The sequence below is a fragment of the Streptomyces sp. DS1-CR2 genome (assembly GCF_055760475.1).
The window spans coordinates 4,342,278-4,357,691 of sequence record NZ_CM147085.1 but is presented as its reverse complement, the minus strand read 5'-3'; the positions used below and the strand labels follow the sequence as shown (position 1 = coordinate 4,357,691).

Annotated in this window: 12 protein-coding genes, 1 tRNA gene, 1 pseudogene and 1 riboswitch; of the genes and pseudogenes, 7 read left to right on the top strand and 7 right to left on the bottom strand. The window is 72.4% G+C overall.

The window, feature by feature from the left end; all coding sequences use genetic code 11:
- Positions 1 to 129: 129 nt before the first annotated feature.
- Positions 130 to 660, top strand: a pseudogene (locus ACY0PA_RS20940) (hypothetical protein); the annotation flags it as partial.
- Positions 661 to 709: 49 nt separating this feature from the next.
- Here the strand turns inward: ACY0PA_RS20940 and ACY0PA_RS20935 are convergent.
- Positions 710 to 943: a TetR family transcriptional regulator C-terminal domain-containing protein gene (locus tag ACY0PA_RS20935; protein ID WP_473086046.1), complete on the bottom strand. Its 234-nt coding sequence runs from the start codon at positions 941 to 943 to the stop codon at positions 710 to 712.
- Between ACY0PA_RS20935 and ACY0PA_RS20930 the strand changes: the two genes are divergently transcribed.
- Positions 874 to 1,530 carry a peroxiredoxin-like family protein gene (locus ACY0PA_RS20930; RefSeq protein WP_473086045.1) on the top strand — a complete coding sequence of 219 codons (657 nt, stop codon included), beginning with the start codon at positions 874 to 876 and terminating at the stop codon, positions 1,528 to 1,530. The genes ACY0PA_RS20935 and ACY0PA_RS20930 overlap by 70 nt on opposite strands.
- Here the strand turns inward: ACY0PA_RS20930 and ACY0PA_RS20925 are convergent.
- Positions 1,473 to 2,504 carry a GlxA family transcriptional regulator gene (locus ACY0PA_RS20925; protein WP_473086044.1) on the bottom strand — a complete coding sequence of 344 codons (1,032 nt, stop codon included), beginning with the start codon at positions 2,502 to 2,504 and terminating at the stop codon, positions 1,473 to 1,475. The genes ACY0PA_RS20930 and ACY0PA_RS20925 overlap by 58 nt on opposite strands.
- A 70-nt stretch (positions 2,505 to 2,574) precedes the next feature.
- Between ACY0PA_RS20925 and ACY0PA_RS20920 the strand changes: the two genes are divergently transcribed.
- Positions 2,575 to 3,402, top strand: coding sequence for an alpha/beta fold hydrolase (locus tag ACY0PA_RS20920; RefSeq protein ID WP_473086043.1), 828 nt, complete (start codon positions 2,575 to 2,577; stop codon positions 3,400 to 3,402).
- A gap of 225 nt (positions 3,403 to 3,627) precedes the next feature.
- Here ACY0PA_RS20920 and ACY0PA_RS20915 read toward each other — a convergent pair.
- A tRNA-Met gene (locus tag ACY0PA_RS20915) sits at positions 3,628 to 3,701 on the bottom strand.
- A gap of 199 nt (positions 3,702 to 3,900) precedes the next feature.
- Between ACY0PA_RS20915 and ACY0PA_RS20910 the strand changes: the two genes are divergently transcribed.
- The 3 genes from ACY0PA_RS20910 (at position 3,901) to ACY0PA_RS20900 (ending at position 7,535) form a co-directional block, all read left to right on the top strand.
- Positions 3,901 to 5,007, top strand: a complete 1,107-nt coding sequence (locus tag ACY0PA_RS20910; RefSeq protein WP_473086042.1) for a PP2C family protein-serine/threonine phosphatase — start codon at positions 3,901 to 3,903, stop codon at positions 5,005 to 5,007.
- Positions 5,008 to 5,266: 259 nt separating this feature from the next.
- A riboswitch (cyclic di-AMP (ydaO/yuaA leader) is annotated at positions 5,267 to 5,412 on the top strand.
- 11 nt (positions 5,413 to 5,423) lie between these two features.
- Entirely contained in the window at positions 5,424 to 6,479 is a 1,056-nt protein-coding gene (locus ACY0PA_RS20905; protein WP_473086041.1) for a M23 family metallopeptidase, read from the top strand.
- A 111-nt stretch (positions 6,480 to 6,590) separates the two neighbouring features.
- Positions 6,591 to 7,535, top strand: coding sequence for an aldo/keto reductase (locus ACY0PA_RS20900; protein ID WP_473086040.1), 945 nt, complete (start codon positions 6,591 to 6,593; stop codon positions 7,533 to 7,535).
- Positions 7,536 to 7,542: 7 nt separating this feature from the next.
- Here the strand turns inward: ACY0PA_RS20900 and ACY0PA_RS20895 are convergent, their stop codons facing one another.
- The 4 genes from ACY0PA_RS20895 to ACY0PA_RS20880 all read right to left on the bottom strand — a co-directional run bounded on the left by ACY0PA_RS20895 (position 7,543) and on the right by ACY0PA_RS20880 (position 12,624).
- On the bottom strand, positions 7,543 to 8,904 hold the full coding sequence (locus tag ACY0PA_RS20895; protein ID WP_473086039.1) for a PrsW family intramembrane metalloprotease: 1,362 nt from the start codon (positions 8,902 to 8,904) through the stop codon (positions 7,543 to 7,545).
- A gap of 43 nt (positions 8,905 to 8,947) precedes the next feature.
- A complete protein-coding gene (gene trmB, locus ACY0PA_RS20890; RefSeq protein ID WP_473086038.1) occupies positions 8,948 to 9,826 on the bottom strand; it encodes a tRNA (guanosine(46)-N7)-methyltransferase TrmB in 879 nt (292 codons plus the stop codon).
- A 56-nt stretch (positions 9,827 to 9,882) separates the two neighbouring features.
- Positions 9,883 to 11,091, bottom strand: coding sequence for an L-2-hydroxyglutarate oxidase (lhgO, locus tag ACY0PA_RS20885; protein WP_473086037.1), 1,209 nt, complete (start codon positions 11,089 to 11,091; stop codon positions 9,883 to 9,885).
- Between the two features lie 105 nt (positions 11,092 to 11,196).
- Entirely contained in the window at positions 11,197 to 12,624 is a 1,428-nt protein-coding gene (locus ACY0PA_RS20880; protein WP_454399621.1) for an MFS transporter, read from the bottom strand.
- Positions 12,625 to 13,238: 614 nt separating this feature from the next.
- On the opposite strand from ACY0PA_RS20880, the gene ACY0PA_RS20875 reads away from it, so the two are divergent.
- Complete coding sequence (locus ACY0PA_RS20875; protein ID WP_473086036.1) at positions 13,239 to 15,344, top strand: asparagine synthase-related protein; 2,106 nt, start codon at positions 13,239 to 13,241, stop codon at positions 15,342 to 15,344.
- The last annotated feature ends 70 nt before the right edge of the window (positions 15,345 to 15,414 follow it).

Sequence of the window (15,414 nt, the reverse complement as noted above, 5' to 3'; positions counted from 1 at the left end):
GCTTCGGCTGGCTCGGGCGCCGCTTCGTTTTCGGGGGCTTGCGTGAGCGATGCGTGAGCGGACTGGAAGCGATCGTGGCAGCGCAGAGAGCCCCCAACACCCGCCTGCGCGAGGTCATCGACGCCATCGGTCGGACACATCGACGGCCAGACCGAGGCACTGCTCCACATCGCTCACGCCCGCGCATACGCCGCCACCGACGAGAAACCGGCAGCCGCACGCGTCCTGCTAGCCGCCGAAGACGCCCTCCTGCGCGACGACGGCCCCCAGCCCGGCTACTCCCGCGTCAGCGGCCCGGCCGCCGGCACCGTGGCCAGCCACACCGCCCGCACCCTGACCGACCTCGCCGATCACGTCGGCACCCAACAGCAGCACCGCGATGCCCTGGTCCGCTGGGGCCCCGTGAAGTACAAGCGCGTCCACGCCCTGACCTACGCCGACCTCGGCGACAGCCTCGCCGCCCAGGCCCGCGCCGACGACGCCGTCGCCGCTTGGTCACAAGCCCTGCTGCTCATGGCGGGCATGACCTCCGACCGCACCCGCAAGACGATCACGTCGCTGCGGTCCACTCTCGCGATCTACCAGCGTCGCAAGGTAATCGTCACGCTGGTCTACGTGTCGCTGGCCTGGCGGCGGAACGTCCACACCCTCGCCGCTTGACACCGAAAGACATGGGGTGTCTGACCTGCGCGGCCATAAAGAAGCGCTCTCAGTCCGGGGCCCGGAGCGAGTCGAGAGCCACATCGACGGTGCGGCTCAGGGAACGTGCGTCGCCGCCCGCCCGCGACCGCACGTTCACCCCGTACGCGAGCAGCGCGAGCAGCTCAGCCGCCGAGGCCGGATCGGCGGAAGCTGCCAACTGCCCGTCCTTTCTTGCCGTTTCGAGCGCGGAGCGCAGCGCGTCGCACAGCCCCTGGTGGTGCCGGTCGAGGACGGCCCGCACCTCCGGGTCGTCGCATGCAGCGGGCCGGTTCCGAACTCGCCTCGTCCGGCCAGGCCGACCGCGCGCTCGCCGCCGGCGCGCAGGCCCCGCGTTTCACGCTGCCCTGCGCGACCGGCGAGACCATCACCCTTGACCGGCTCCTCGCCCAAGGCCCGGTCGTGCTCACCTTCTACCGTGGCGCCTGGTGCCCGTACTGCAACATCGCGCTGCGCTCCCTCCAGCAGCAGCACACCGCCATCATCGATCGGGGCGCCCGACTCGTCGCCGTATCCCCGCAGATCCCCGACGAGTCACTGTCCCTGACCGAGAAGCACGCCCTGGACTTCACCGTCTTCAGCGACGTCGGATCCGAAACCGCCAAGGCGTACGGCCTCGCCTTCGACCTGCCGGACGACCTCGCCGCCGTCTACGACAAGCTCGGCTTCGACCTCCACCGCGTCAACGGCGGCCACCCGCGCACCCTCCCGCTCCCCGCGACATACGTCATCGACCAGACCGGCACCGTCCGCTGGGCGTTCGCTGACACCGACTACACCAAGCGCGCCGAACCGGCCGACATCATCGCCGCGCTTGACGCCCTGCGCTGAGGCGCCGTCCGTCGAGCAGCCACCCGAGTTTGGCTGAAGGTGCGCCGGTAAGCGCCGGGTGTGGTGCCCAGATGCGCCTGGAAGCGGCGGCGCAGGTTGACTGCCGAGGTGAGTCCGACACGGGTGGCGACGGCTTCGACCGGCAGGTCGGTCTGCTCCAGCAACACCCGTGCCGCGTCGAGGCGTTGGCGCAACAGCCACTGCCCCGGGCTGACGCCGAGTTGTTCGGTGAAGCGCCGGGCGAGGGTCCGGGTGGACAGCCCGGCTCGTTCGGCGAGCCGGTCCAGGGTCAGCGGAGAGTCGAGGTGGGACGTGGCCCACTCAAGCAGCGGCGCCAGTGACTCGTCCGCCCTCGCCGGGGCAGGCTGTGCGGCGTACTGGAGTTGGCTGCCCTCCCGGTGTGGAGGCAGGACCATGTTCCGGGCGATCTGCGCGGCGTAGGCGGCGCCGTGGTCGCAGCGCACCAGGTGAAGGCAGAGGTCGATGCCCGCGCCGGTTCCGGCGCTGGTGGCCACGTCGCCGTGGTCCACGTAGAGCACGTCAGGGTCCACCTCGATCTGGGGGAAGGTGGCGGCGAGCCGGTCCGCGTGGCGCCAGTGGGTGCTGGCGCGGCGGCCGTCGAGCAGTCCGGCCCGGGCGAGGACGAACGCCCCTGTACAGATGGCGACGATCCTGGCGCCACGTCGGTGGGCGGCCCGCAGCGCCGCGATGACGGTCGGCGGCACCGGCGCGCTGGGTGGCTGCCAGCCGGGGACGACCACGGTGTCTGCCTCCTCCAGGGCCGAAAGGCCCGCGTCGACGAGCATCGGGTAACCGATGGTGGTCCGCAGCGGTCCGGGGTTCTCGGCACAGATCCGGAAGCTGTAGCGGGCAGGAACATCCGGCAGGACGGTGCCGAAGACCTCGGCAGCGCAGCCGAGCTCGAAAGGCGACTGCGGCGGATTGAGCAGGGCCACCACCCGGTGAAGACTCATGGCAAGAATGTACCCCCAGGTGTCTTTTAGGACTCTCGGCAGGGAGATCTACTCCGGTCACAGTGGTCCCATGAGTGAAACCACCGAAACGACAGTGGTCAGGAGCGCAGTCCAGGTCGACGGCCAAACGGCCAGCTACCTGACCGCCGGGCGGCAGGACGGCCGGCCGGTGCTGCTGCTGCACGGAACGTACTGGAGCCGGGTCTGGCTCCCCGTGCTGGACCACCTCGCCGACGCCGGGCTACGGCCGATCGCGGTCGATCTCCTCGGACTGGGGCGCTCAGGAGGCGAGCTCACCCCGGAAACGGCCACGGTCCCGGCCCTCGCGGACTGGGTGACGCGGTTCGCGTCCGCGCTGCAGCTCTCCGGACCGATCGCGGTGGGGGCCCATGACATCGGCGGCGCCATCGCCCAGCACATCCTCGCCCACGACCGCTTCGAGGTGTCCCGCCTTGCCTTGGTCAACTCGGTCCTCTACGACTCCTGGCCGGCACCCCATGTGGCCAGCTTCCGGGGCGCGGACACGGCCGAAGGCGTGCTCGACAACCGCCGGCAGGCGGTGGCAAGAGTGCTGGCCGGTGTCGCCACCGAACCGTTGATCGCGGACTACGTGGACCCGTGGACCGATGCGCGGGTTCGCCGCTCCTGGATGGCCCTGGCAGGTGCGGCCGACAACCGCTACACCCTTGAACTCGTCCCCGCGCTGCGGCGGTCCACCACACCCAAGTTGCTCATCTGGGGCGAGGACGACCTCCACGAGACGGTGGAGTTCGCCGAGCGGTTCGCCTCGGAGATCCCGAACACCACGCTCATCCGTATCCCCCATGCGGATCACATCCCCACGGAGAACGCGCCCGGCCGGATCGGCCACGCGCTCGGCGACTTCTTCACAGCGTAGAGACATTACGGCCCGCCCGGCTTCGAGGCCGATGGGCCAGAACTGCCACCGTCGAACTGGCGTCAATCGCCCGGCCCTCTCCGACCGCGGAGCATGCCGGTTCGAGCCGACGCAAGAACGCTGGGAGCCATTGGGGAGCCGACTTGCTCCCGAAGCCCCTTCCACTCCACGCGACCGGATACACCGAAGGCCCGGAACCAATGGTTACGGGCCTTCGGTCTTCAGTAGCGGGGACAGGATTTGAACCTGCGACCTCTGGGTTATGAGCCCAGCGAGCTACCGAGCTGCTCCACCCCGCGTCGGTAAACACGACTCTACGCCATTGCGGCGACAGAACGCGAATCGGTTGCCCGGCGTTCCGCGATCCGCCGCCTCGGGCCCCTTTCACCCGGTCGGTCCCGCCAGGTCGCCCGCCGCCTTTTCCGGGGGAACCCTGGGGTGGGGCCCGACGGCGTGCGCAGGCGCGGGACCGACGCGGACGGTGGCGGGAGACGAGCGGTGGGGCAGCGAGGAGGACACAGGTCAGAGGCGGAGCCGGGCCTGTCCCGCGCGCGGTTCTTCGTGCGGCTGCTGGTCGTGCTGCTCATCGTGGTCGGGGCGATCTATGACTACGTCACGCCGTCGACGTTCACCGGCGTGCCCCTCTTCACCGCCGCCCCGCTGGTCGCCGCCCCGTTCTTCTCGCCCCGCGGCACCTTGCTGACCGGCCTCGCGACCGTCGCCGTCGTACTCGGGGTGCATCTCAGATACACCCGCAGTTACGACACCGACGCCGTCACCGAACTCGTCACGGTCGCCACCGTCGCCGTCCTCGCCTGTGTCATGAACCGCGTCGTGCGGCGGGGCAGTGAGCAGCTCACCTCCGTGCGCCAGATCGCCGAGGCGGCCCAGCGCGCCGTCCTGCCCGAGCCCGCGGAGCGCATCGGCGGCCTGGAGATCGCGGCCCGCTACGAGGCGGCCCAGGCGGGGGCCTTCATCGGGGGCGACCTGTACGCGGTGCAGGACACCCCGCACGGGGTGCGGCTCGTCGTGGGAGACGTACGCGGGAAGGGCATGGGCGCGGTGTCCGCCGTGGCCGTCGTCATCGGCGCCTTCCGGGAGGCGGCCGAACAGGAGGCGACCCTGGAGGCGGTCGCGCAGCGCCTGGAGCGGGCGCTCGCGCGGGAGGGGCTGCGGCGCAACGGCCTCGACGAGTTCGAGGGTTTCACCACGGCCGTGCTCGCCGAGATCCCGCACGGCAACGGCCTCGTACGGGTCATCAACCGCGGCCATCCGGAACCCCTGATCCTGGGCGGCGACGGGGCGCTCAAGGTCCTGTCGCCGCCGGAGCCCGCGCTGCCGCTCGGGATGGGTGGCCTCGGCAGCTGGCCCGACCGGGCGTCCGAGACGGAGTTCCCGTCCGGGGCGACGCTGCTGCTCTACACCGACGGCCTCTCGGAGGCGCGCGACGCGGAGGGCACCTTCTACGACCCGGCGGCCCGGCTCGCGGGGCGGATGTTCTCGGGGCCCGATCCGCTGCTTGCCGCGCTCACCGCCGAGGTCCGCCGGCATACCGGGGGCGGCACGACGGACGACATGGCGCTGCTCGCGGTGAGGCGGCCGTGAAGCAGCAGTGAAGCAGCCGTGAGCGCCGTCTTCACCTTCCGTAGTCGAATGACGTCGCTGCGCATAACATTTGACAAACCGTCAGATGGGCGGCCCGCTCCGACGGCCGGTCAACTCGCCCGATTCCGCCCGCTCGTGCCCCGATAAGTCCAGGCCAAAGGCGTTAACGATCAGTCGGAACGGCTTGGAATCGGGCCCCGGTGTCTATTAACGTTCGATAACGCAGCGCGGTCGTCCCAGCCGTCACAAGAGATGGCTCCGTGCGCACGCGCCTAATCCCGCAAGGGAGCCGGGGAACCACCAACTTGGGGTGAATCGGACGTCTTTCCTCGCGGAAGGCGTCGGTAGGAGACCTTCCTGCTCCGAACCCGTCAGCTAACCCGGTAGGCGAGAAGGAAGGAAAGGAGCGCGCCCCAGTGGCGTCCAACCGGCCTGCCCCAGAGTTCTCCTACGCGCCGATCGACGAAGAGTTCGGCGAAGCGGACGAGCAGACCTGGGACGAGTGGAATCCCACCGAGGAGTCCGTCCGCCCCGTACGCGGCAGGCACCGCGTAGCCAAGCAGCGCGGCGGTCTCGCGCGCAGCTCCACAGTTCTCGGGGTCGGCGTGATCGCGGCCGTCGGCGCGGGCGGCATCGCCACCGCGCAGGGCGGCAAGCCCCCCGTACACATCTCGATGCCCGACCTCTCCGCCGTCAAGGACTCGCTGCCCGACGCCAAGTCGCTGCCCGGCGTGGGCGCGCTGATATCCGATGCCTCCGCAGATGACGACTCGTCCGGCGGCGACGCGACCCCGCTGACCGGCGCCGGCATCACGACCGCGGACGCCGAGCAGGGCGCGACCGCGGGTGAGGCCCTGCGCGCCCGCATCATGCAGCAGGCCGAGCAGCAGCAGAACCAGGCCGCCGACGCCGAGGCCGCGGCCGCCGAGGAGGCCGCCGCGAAGAAGGCCGCCGAGGACGCGGCCAAGGAGCAGGACGCCGCCCAGGCCAAGGCCGCCGCCGACAAGAAGGCGGCGGAGGAGGCCGCGAAGAAGAAGGCCGAGGCCGAGCGCCTCGCCGAGCTCGCCAAGAGCTTCACGCTGCCGGTCGCCTCCTACACGATCACCGGCACCTTCGGTCAGCCCGGCTCGATGTGGTCCTCCGGCTACCACACGGGTCTCGACTTCGCCGCTCCCACGGGTACGCCGCTGAAGGCGATCCACTCCGGCACCGTCAAGGAGGCCGGCTGGGCGGGCGCGTACGGCTACCGCACCGTCCTCGAGCTGCCGGACGGCACCGAGCTCTGGTACTGCCACCAGTCGTCCCTCAACGTCAGCGCCGGCCAGAAGGTGACCAGCGGCGACGTCATCGGCCGCGTCGGCGCCACCGGCAACGTGACCGGGCCGCACCTCCACCTGGAGGTCCACCCCGGCGGCCAGGCGACCGGGGTCGACCCCGCGCCGTGGCTGCGCACCAACGGTCTGACCATCTAAAGGCTCGTCACTCTCCGAACCCCGGCGGTCCTGACGGCAACCCCCCGACGTCAGGGCTGCCGGTCGGCCATGCCCGGAATATCTTGCTTCGTATCGGTGTTAAAACAAGCCATGACTTCTCTTCGCAAGCTTGGCTCGTCAGACCTCGAGGTGTTCCCGCTCTCCCTCGGCGGCAACGTGTTCGGCTGGACCGCCGACGAGGCGCAGTCCTTCGCCGTGCTCGACGCGTACGTCGCCGCCGGCGGCAACTTCGTCGACACGGCCGACGCGTACTCGTCGTGGGTTCCGGGCAACAAGGGCGGCGAGTCCGAGACCGTCATCGGCAAGTGGCTTGCCGCGCGCGGCAACCGCTCCGATGTCGTCATCGCCACCAAGGTCGGCTCCCACCCCGACTTCAAGGGCCTGTCCGCGAACACCATCAAGTCCGCCGCAGACGAGTCCCTGCGCCGCCTCGGCACGGACTACATCGACCTCTACTACACGCACTTCGACGACCCGTCCGTGCCGGTCGAGGAGATCATCACCGCCCTCGACGAGCTGGTGAAGTCCGGGAAGGTGCGCGCCATCGCCGCGTCGAACCTGACCCCGGAGCGCCTCCAGGAGTCGCTGGACTTCTCCGACCGCGAGGGCCTCGCCCGCTACGCGGCGCTCCAGCCGCACTACAACCTCGTCTCGCGCGACACCTACGAGGGCGGGCTCCAGGAGGTGGCCTCCCGCGGCGGCCTCGCCGCCGTCCCGTACTACGCCCTGGCGTCCGGGTTCCTGACGGGCAAGTACCGGCCGGGCACCGAGGTCGACAGCCCGCGGGCCGCGGGCGCGGGTCAGCACCTGCAGACCGAGCGCGGTGTGCGCGTCCTCAAGGCCCTCGACGAGGTGGCGCAGGCGCACGGCGCCCAGGTCGCGACGGTCGCCCTCGCCTGGCTCGCGTCCCGCCCGACGGTGGCCGCACCGATCGCGTCCGCCCGCACCGTGGAGCAGCTGCCGGCGCTGGTGGCCATGGCCGACCTGGAGCTGACGGACGCGGAGCTCTCGAAGCTCACGGAGGCGTCCGCCTGAGGCGTTCTCAGTAGCGGTACGGGTTGTACGCGTTGTGGGCGCTGTGCGCGGGGAACTGGGCGCCGGGCCCCGCGTGCACCGGCCCCGCGTGCACCGGCCCCGCGTACATCGGCGGCACCCACACGGGCGGCGCGGTGGCGCGGGACGCGTAGGCGAGGGCGGGGCGGGCCGCGTGGCGCCGCGCCCACAGCTCGTCGAGCAGCTCCCGCTCCCGTACGACATAGTCCGCCCCGGCCCGGCCGCGCCGCCCGCGGTGGCGCAGGAGCGCGAGTGAGGTCGCGTACTGCTGGTACTGGGCGACGGCCCTGGCCGTCTCCTTGCCGCCGTGGTGCTGCGCGAACTCGCGGGCCAGGCGGCGGGCGCGCATCGAGCCGAGGGCGAACGGCTCGGCCGGTCCGACCCAGCCGGCCGCCGCGTACGCGGGCAGCTCGGAGCGCACCGTGCGCAGTTCGCGCTGGCGGGTTCCGATCGCGAGCCAGGTCAGCAGCCCGAACGCGGGCATCATGAACAGCGCGTAGACCCCGAAGAATCCGAACCGGCCGAACGCCGACGAGCCGTTCCACGTGGCGTGCATGCCCATCGCGAGCAGCAGCCCGGCGAGGGGCAGGAACACGCGCCGCACCGGCCCGCGGTCGGGCGCGGTCCAGGCCGCGACGCCGAAGCCGATGCCGGTGAGCACCGTGAACAGAGGGTGCGCGAACGGCGACATGACGATGCGTACGAAGAAGGTGGCGGCGGTCACCGAGGCGATGCCGGTGCCGCTGTTGAGCTGGTCGGTGCCGAAGGCGTTGCCCAGATAGAGGATGTTCTCGGTGAACGCGAAGCCGGTGGCGGTGACGCCGGCGATCACCACGCCGTCGACGATCCCGGTGAAGTCCCGTCTGCGGAACAGGAAGATGAGCAGGACGGCGCAGGCCTTCGCGGACTCCTCGACGATGGGCGCTATGACCGTCGCGCCGAGGGTGTCGGCGTTCGCGGGGTCGGCCGAGTTCGTGGCGATCCAGTGGGTCGCGAAGCTGTTGGCGACGATCGCGATGAGCGCGGCGGCGCAGGCGCCCCAGGCGAAGGAGAACAGCAGGTTCCGCCAGGGCCCGGGCGCGACCCGGTCCAGCCAGCGGAACGCGGCTATCAGCAGCGGGACGGGCAGGACCGCGAGGCAGAGCCCGACCAGGAACCCCTTGGTGCCGGTCTGTTCCCGCACGAGGGCGAGGATCACCAGGCCGGAGAGCGTCAGGAGCGAGACGAGCGCCCAGGCGTGCACGGCCTTCCGCTCCCACCAGCGCGGATGCCGCAGCGTGCCGGGCCCCGGAGCGCCTGCTCCGGGCTGCGCGTGCGGAAACGCATTCGGATACGAGGGATAGGTCGCCACAGCGTTGACCCTAACGAGGGACGGCCCCGGCCGCGACGGGGTGTCAGTCCGCGGCGGTGGCCGGTGCGTGCTCGGCGCGCAGGAAGAGCAGGTCGTGGACCACATGGCCCTTGTCCAGGCCCTGGCCCTCGAAGCGCGTGAGGGGGCGGAACGCGGGCCGGGGCGCGTATCCGCCGTCGGCCTGCGTGTTCTCGTAGTCCGGGTGCTCGGTCAGGACTTCGAGCATCTGCTCGGCGTACGGCTCCCAGTCGGTCGCGCAGTGCACCAGGGCGCCCGGCTTGAGGGGGACCGCGGCGAGGGTGAGGAACTCCGGCTGGATCAGGCGCCGCTTGTGGTGGCGCTTCTTGGGCCAGGGGTCGGGGAAGTAGACGCGCAGCCCGTCGAGGGAGGCGGCGGGGAGCATCTCGCGGAGCAGGATGATCGCGTCGCCGTTGGCCACCCGTACGTTCGTCAGGCCGTTCCGCTCGGCGAGGCCCAGGAGGTTGCCCTGGCCCGGGGTGTGCACGTCGACCGCGAGGATGCCGGTGTCGGGGTCGTCGGCGGCCATCTGCGCCGTCGCCTCGCCCATGCCGAAGCCGATCTCCAGGACGACGCGCTTCCTGCCGTCGAACAGCTCGTCGAGGTCGAGGACGCGCTGCCCGTCGATGTCGAGGCCCCACGCGGGCCACAGCCGCTGGAGGGCGTCCGCCTGGCCCGCCGTGACGCGGCTGCGGCGGGGCTGGAAGCTGCGGATGCGCCGCTCGAAGTGCGAACCGGCGGGGTCGGGCGCGGGCCCGTCGGGAAAGCGCGGCTCGCCCTTGGTGCGTGCAGGAGCCGGGGCTTGTGGACCGGGGGCCTCGGGACCGGCGGCTTCGGGGGTGCGGGCTTCGGGGGTGCGGGCTTCGGGGGTGCGGGCTTCGGGAGTGTGGGGTGACTCAGACACAGTAAGTCGATTTTAGACGCCGGAACTCAGGTCGAGACGCCGGATCCGGGCGGGGCTCAAGGTGAGGTCTTGAGCGCGGCCAGGGCCCGCCGGGCGACCTCGCGGCCGATCGGGAGCGAGGCCGTCGCCGCGGGAGACGGCGCGTTCAGCACATGCACCGTGCGCGGGGCCTCGCGGATCAGGAAGTCGTCGACCAGGGTCCCGTCCCGCAGGACCGCCTGCGCCCGGACGCCGGCGGGCGCGGGCACCAGGTCGTCCGCGGTCACCGCGGGCAGCAGCCTGCGCACCGCTGCCGTGAACGCGTCCCGGGACACCGAGCGGCGCAGCTCCCCGGCCCCGTACCGCCAGTGCCGGCGCGCTATCCGCCAGGAGCCGGGCCAGGCCAGTGTGGCGCCGAGCTCGCGCGGTCTGACCGTCGACCAGTCGTAGCCCTCGAGGGCCAGCGCGGGCACCGCGTTCGGACCGACGTGCACGCTCTTGTCGATGCCGCGCGTGAGATGGACGCCGAGGAAGGGGAACGCCGGGTCCGGCACCGGATAGACCAGGCCGCGCACCAGCTCGGGGCGGGCCAGCTCGAAGTACTCACCCCGGAAGGGGACGATCCGCATGCCGGGGTCGTCCCCCGCGAGCCGGGCGATCCGGTCGCAGTGCAGCCCCGCGCAGTTCACCAGGGCGCGCCCGCGGACGACGTCCCCGGCGGCCGTGCGCACCGCGACACCACGCTCCGCGCGGCGGTCGATCTGCACCACCTCCGCGCCGTACCGGATGTCCGCGCCCGAGGCCTCGGCCAGATGCCGGGCCACGGAGGCGTAGTCGGCGACGCCCGTCGTGCCCACGTGGATCGCGGCGAGGCCGCGTACATACGGCTCGTACTCGCCGATCTGGGCGGGGCCGAGCTCCCGCACCGGAATCCCGTTCTCCCGGCCGCGCTGGACCAGGGCGTGCAGGCGGGGCAGCTCGTCGCGCTCGGTGGCCACGATCAGCTTGCCGGTGACCGCGTGCGCGACGCCGTACTCCGCGCAGAACTTGACCATCTCGGCCGCGCCCCGCACCGCGAAGCGGGCCTTGAGCGAGCCGGGGCGGTAGTACACACCGCTGTGGATGACCCCGCTGTTACGCCCCGTCTGGTGTCTGGCGGGGCCGTGCTCCTTCTCCAGGACGGTCACCCGGGTGCCCGGCACCGCGCGCGTGAGGGCGTACGCCGTCGACAGACCGACGATCCCGCCGCCGATCACCAGCACGTCGCAGTCGTACCCGCTCGTCATCACCGTGCCTCACCTCCCGCCCCCGATACTGCACTGCGCCACTGACAACGCGTTCAAACCCGGGCGGTGACCGTTCGGCCGGACCGGTTCCTTCACACCTCTGCCCTACGCCGGCGCCATCAGGAGCGGCCTCGCCCTCTCCCGCAGCTCCACGACGCGCGGCTCGTCCCCGTACGGTTCGAGGCGGTGCAGCAGATCCTTCACGTACTCGGTGGTCCGGGCCGACGAGATCCGCCCCGCCACCTCCAGCGCGCGCGTGCCCTGCTCGCACGCCGCGTCCAGGTTCCCCGACTCCAGCTCGGCGACCGCCGACACCACGAGCCGTAACCCGTGCGAGCGCACGAACTCCTCCGTGGGCTTCGACAGGGCCTGTTCCGTGAAGCGCCGCACCTGGCGGGGCGCCTTGAGGTCGCGGTAGCACTCGGCGGCGTCGGCGGCGAAGCGGTCGTACGAGTAGAAGCCGAGCCACGACGGGTCGTGGTCCCCGTCGCGCGCCCGCTCCAGCCAGCCCTCCGCGGCCCGCAGCGCGGCACCCGCGGCGTGTGCGTCACCGGCGCGCGCGTGTGCGCGTGCTTCCACGAGCCGGAAGAAGCTCATCGTCCTGGCGGTGGCGAGCCCGCGATTGCGCTCCAGGGCGGCCTGCGCCAGGTCCACCCCCTCGTCGCCGAACCCGCGGTACGTCGCCTGGAGCGACATCGACGCCAGTACGTAGCCCCCCAGGGGCACGTCCGCCGCCGCGCGCGCGAGCCGCAGCGCCTGGATGTAGTAGCGCTGCGCCGCCTCCTGCTGGCCCGTGTCGAACGCCATCCACCCGGCCAGGCGCGTCAGTTCGGCGCTCGCCCCGAACAGGGCGCGCCCCACGTCGTCCGAGTAGGCGCCGAGCAGCAGCGGGGCCGCCTCGACCCGCAGGCACTCGGGGACCATCGACGAACGCCAGTCACCGCCCCCGTACTTGGAGTCCCAGCGCCGCGCGTCCTCGGCCGCCTCGCGCAGCTTCTGGACGTCGCTGTGGCCGACCTTCTGAGACGTGTTGTCCCCGCCGCTCTCCAGCGGTTGCGCGTCGCGTGCGACCGACGAGTCGGCCGGCGTTATCAGCCATCTCGACGCGGGCGTCGCGTACGCGCTCACCGCGAACGATCCGGCCAGCGACTGCCAGATGCCGCCGCCCGTGCGGCGGCCCGCGAGGTCGAGGCGGTACAGCTCTGTCGCCGACTTCACCGCCGCCCCCACGTCGCGCGGGAAGGCGAGGCCCACTTCGGGCGCGGGATCCGCGTCAGCCAGGCCGATCTCGTGCAGCGGCACGGGCCGGCCCAGCTTCTGGCCGATGGCGGCGGCGATGAGGTGCGGCGCAGCGCCCTGCGGCACCATGCCCTTGGAGACCCAGCGGGCCACCGAGGTCTTGTCGTAGCGAAGCGTCAGACCGCGTTGCGAGCCAAGGTCGTTGACCCGCCGCGCCAGGCCTGCGTTGCTGATTCCCGCGAGGGCGAGAACGGTGCCGAGTTTCTCGTTCGGCCCGCGTTGCTCCCTGGACATGCGCCACCCCTCGACACAGCCGGCTGCCGCGGTGGCATAACCGCGCGGCATTCGTACACCCAGCGTAGTTCGCCGGATCCCAAGCGTTAAGGGGCATAGTTCCGGATGGCGGGAATATTGTCCGTACGGGAGTACGTGCCCGGGGCGTCGCCGTCACGGTGTGCTCCGCCCGTGTGGCCGTGCGCCTGTGCGTGCGCTCTTCTGCGGCCATGGGGGGAGCGCTTCCATGGATGGTGCGTGGGTCGGCCCGCTGTACTGGATCCAGCGGGCTGGGGGACACCGCCGCCTTCATCCCCGCGGGCGGCGGACCGGTCCGGGAGGTGCAGGGCGCCTCCCGGACCGTGCGTTGCGCGCCGTGGCCGATGTGGTGTGCACAGGTCTGGCCATCCACAGCCGATTTGGCCGAATATCGACGGTGCCGTACGGCACCGTCGATGCCCCCGAGCGGCCCCTGGGGGGTTCAACTACCGCTCAAAAGGGGCGCATTCGGTGGCGCACGTGCCGCCCGGTCGCCTCTCCCGTACGTCTCCTTCGTGGCAGCATGGGGACTCTGTTCCTGTGATTTCCTCTGATTCCTTCTGACGAGGTTCTGTCCACAGCCTGTGGAGGCGGCGATGCGGTGGTTGGTGGGGTGGAGCAGTACCGCCGCCGGGCCCGTGCGGTTCGGGTCCGCGGGCTCGACCGGACCCGACGGGGAGACCGTCCATCCCGTGGGCTCGCAGCTCCTGTGGGGTGACCCCGATCCGCTGTGGGCGGTCGGCGACTGGCGCCCGGACGAGGTCAGGATCGTCAGCGCCGACGAGCAGACCCGTATCGCCGTACTCGGCACCTGCGGCGCCACCGACGAGCAGCTGCGGGTCGGCCTGTTCGCCGCGCGCGGCGGCGCACTGCGCCACCTCACCGCCTGGTCCGGCAGCTACACCGCGGTCGTCCAGGTCGGCCGGCGCCTCATGATCGCCGGTGATCTCGCGGGCGCACGGCCCGTGTTCTACACACCGTGGGCCGGCGGCACCGCGTACGCGACGGCCGCCCTGCCGCTCGCCGACCTCATCGAGGCCCACCTCGACATCGGCCATCTCGCGGCCCTGCTCGCCGCCCCCGACGTGCCCGAAGCCCTGCACGACTCGACGCCGTACCAGGGCGTACGCCGCATCCCGCCCGGCCACGCGCTGATCCTGCGCGCCGGTGCCCGCGAGATCGCCGGCTACGAACCGGTCGCGTCGCTCGCCGTCGCCGCGCCCTCCGCGGACCCCGCCGGCGCCGTGGACGCCCTGCGCGACGCGCTCGTCGAGGCCGTACGCGCCCGGCTCGCCGCGCCCCGGCACGTCCCCGGCGCCGACATCGACCCGGGACCCGTCCCCGGCATGGGCCCCGCCGAGCGGCGCGCGGCCCGCGGCATGCCCGTGCCCGGCATCGGCGCCGACCTCTCCGGAGGACCCGCGTCCGGGACTCTCGCGCTGCTCGCGGCGGGACTGCCCGGGCTGCCCGGCACGGTCCTCGGCCACGGCACGGGCGCGGGCGAACGCCTCCTCGCCGTCACCTTCAACGACCTGTCCGCGGGCGCCGAAGGACGCGAGGCCGAACTCCAGCGCGCGGGCGCCATCGCCGCGAACCCCCGGCTGCACCACGTCGTCGTCACCGCAGGCGAAGAGGCGCTCCCTTACGCCGAGTTGGACGGCCCCCTCACCGACGAGCCCGGCCCCTCCCTGATCACCGCCGCCCGCCACCGCACGCGCCTGCTCTCCGGGAGTGCCGACCACTTCACGGGCTACGGCGCCCGCCAGGTCATCGACGCGCACCCGGCCCGCCTTGCCGACCTCCTCATGGACCGGCGCCGGCGCCACATGGTCAAGCCGGTCGCCGCGCTCGCCAAGGCGGACGGCGGCTCCGTGCTGGTGCCCGCGCGCGTGTACGGCGCGGCGCGCAAGCTGGCCCGCACGCCGTACAAGGAGGGCATCGCAAGCCTCGCGGAGCGGCTGCTGCAGCGGAATTTCGAGGACCCGGGCGGTGAAGCGGGCGCCGTCGGCGCATCGCTCGCGGCCCTCGCGTGGGCGAGACCGGGGCCTGCCGCGCGCTGGCTGACGGGCGAGGCCCTCGCTGAAGTATCGGTTCGCCTCCAGGACGGCGCGACGCGTCCGGGGCCAGGACCGGGGCAGCGGCCCGGCGCGTTCCGGGCCCGCGCCGCCCTCGCCCGTCACGCGGCCGACCTGCGCGTCCTCGAACAGGCCGCCGAAGTCCGCTTCCAGCGCCTGCACGCCCCCTTCCTCGACAACCAGGTCGTACGCGCCTCCCGTGCCCTCCCCGAGGCGCTCCGCGTCCGGCCCGGCGCCCGCGCCGACATCCTGCGTACCGTCCTCGAAGGCGCCGGCGTCAGCGAACTCCCCGCCGGCTGGGGCGCCCCCTCGCACGCGTCGTCCGCCGCGGCGGCCCGCACCGGCCTGCGCGTCCGCGCCGACCACCTCATCCAGCTCTTCGACACCCCGCTCCTCGCCCAGACCGGCCTGATCGAGGCCCGCGTCGTCCGCAAGGCCCTGCGCGCGGCGGCCGACGGCGAGCCCCTGCCGCTGGACGGCCTCGCCGACCTCGTCTCCCTCGAACTCTGGCTGCGCCGCCTGCTCGCCCGCCGCGGCACCTGCTGGACCGGCACCCCGGCCCGCCAGCGCGCCGTCCCCACAGGGAGCGTCGCGCCGCAGCGGGGCGCACTGGGAGCCGGGCGCTGAGGCATTGCGCCCCTGTCGTCCTCAGCGCTCCGAACCGGAATCCGCGCGACTGAGCCCGTCCCGACCCGTG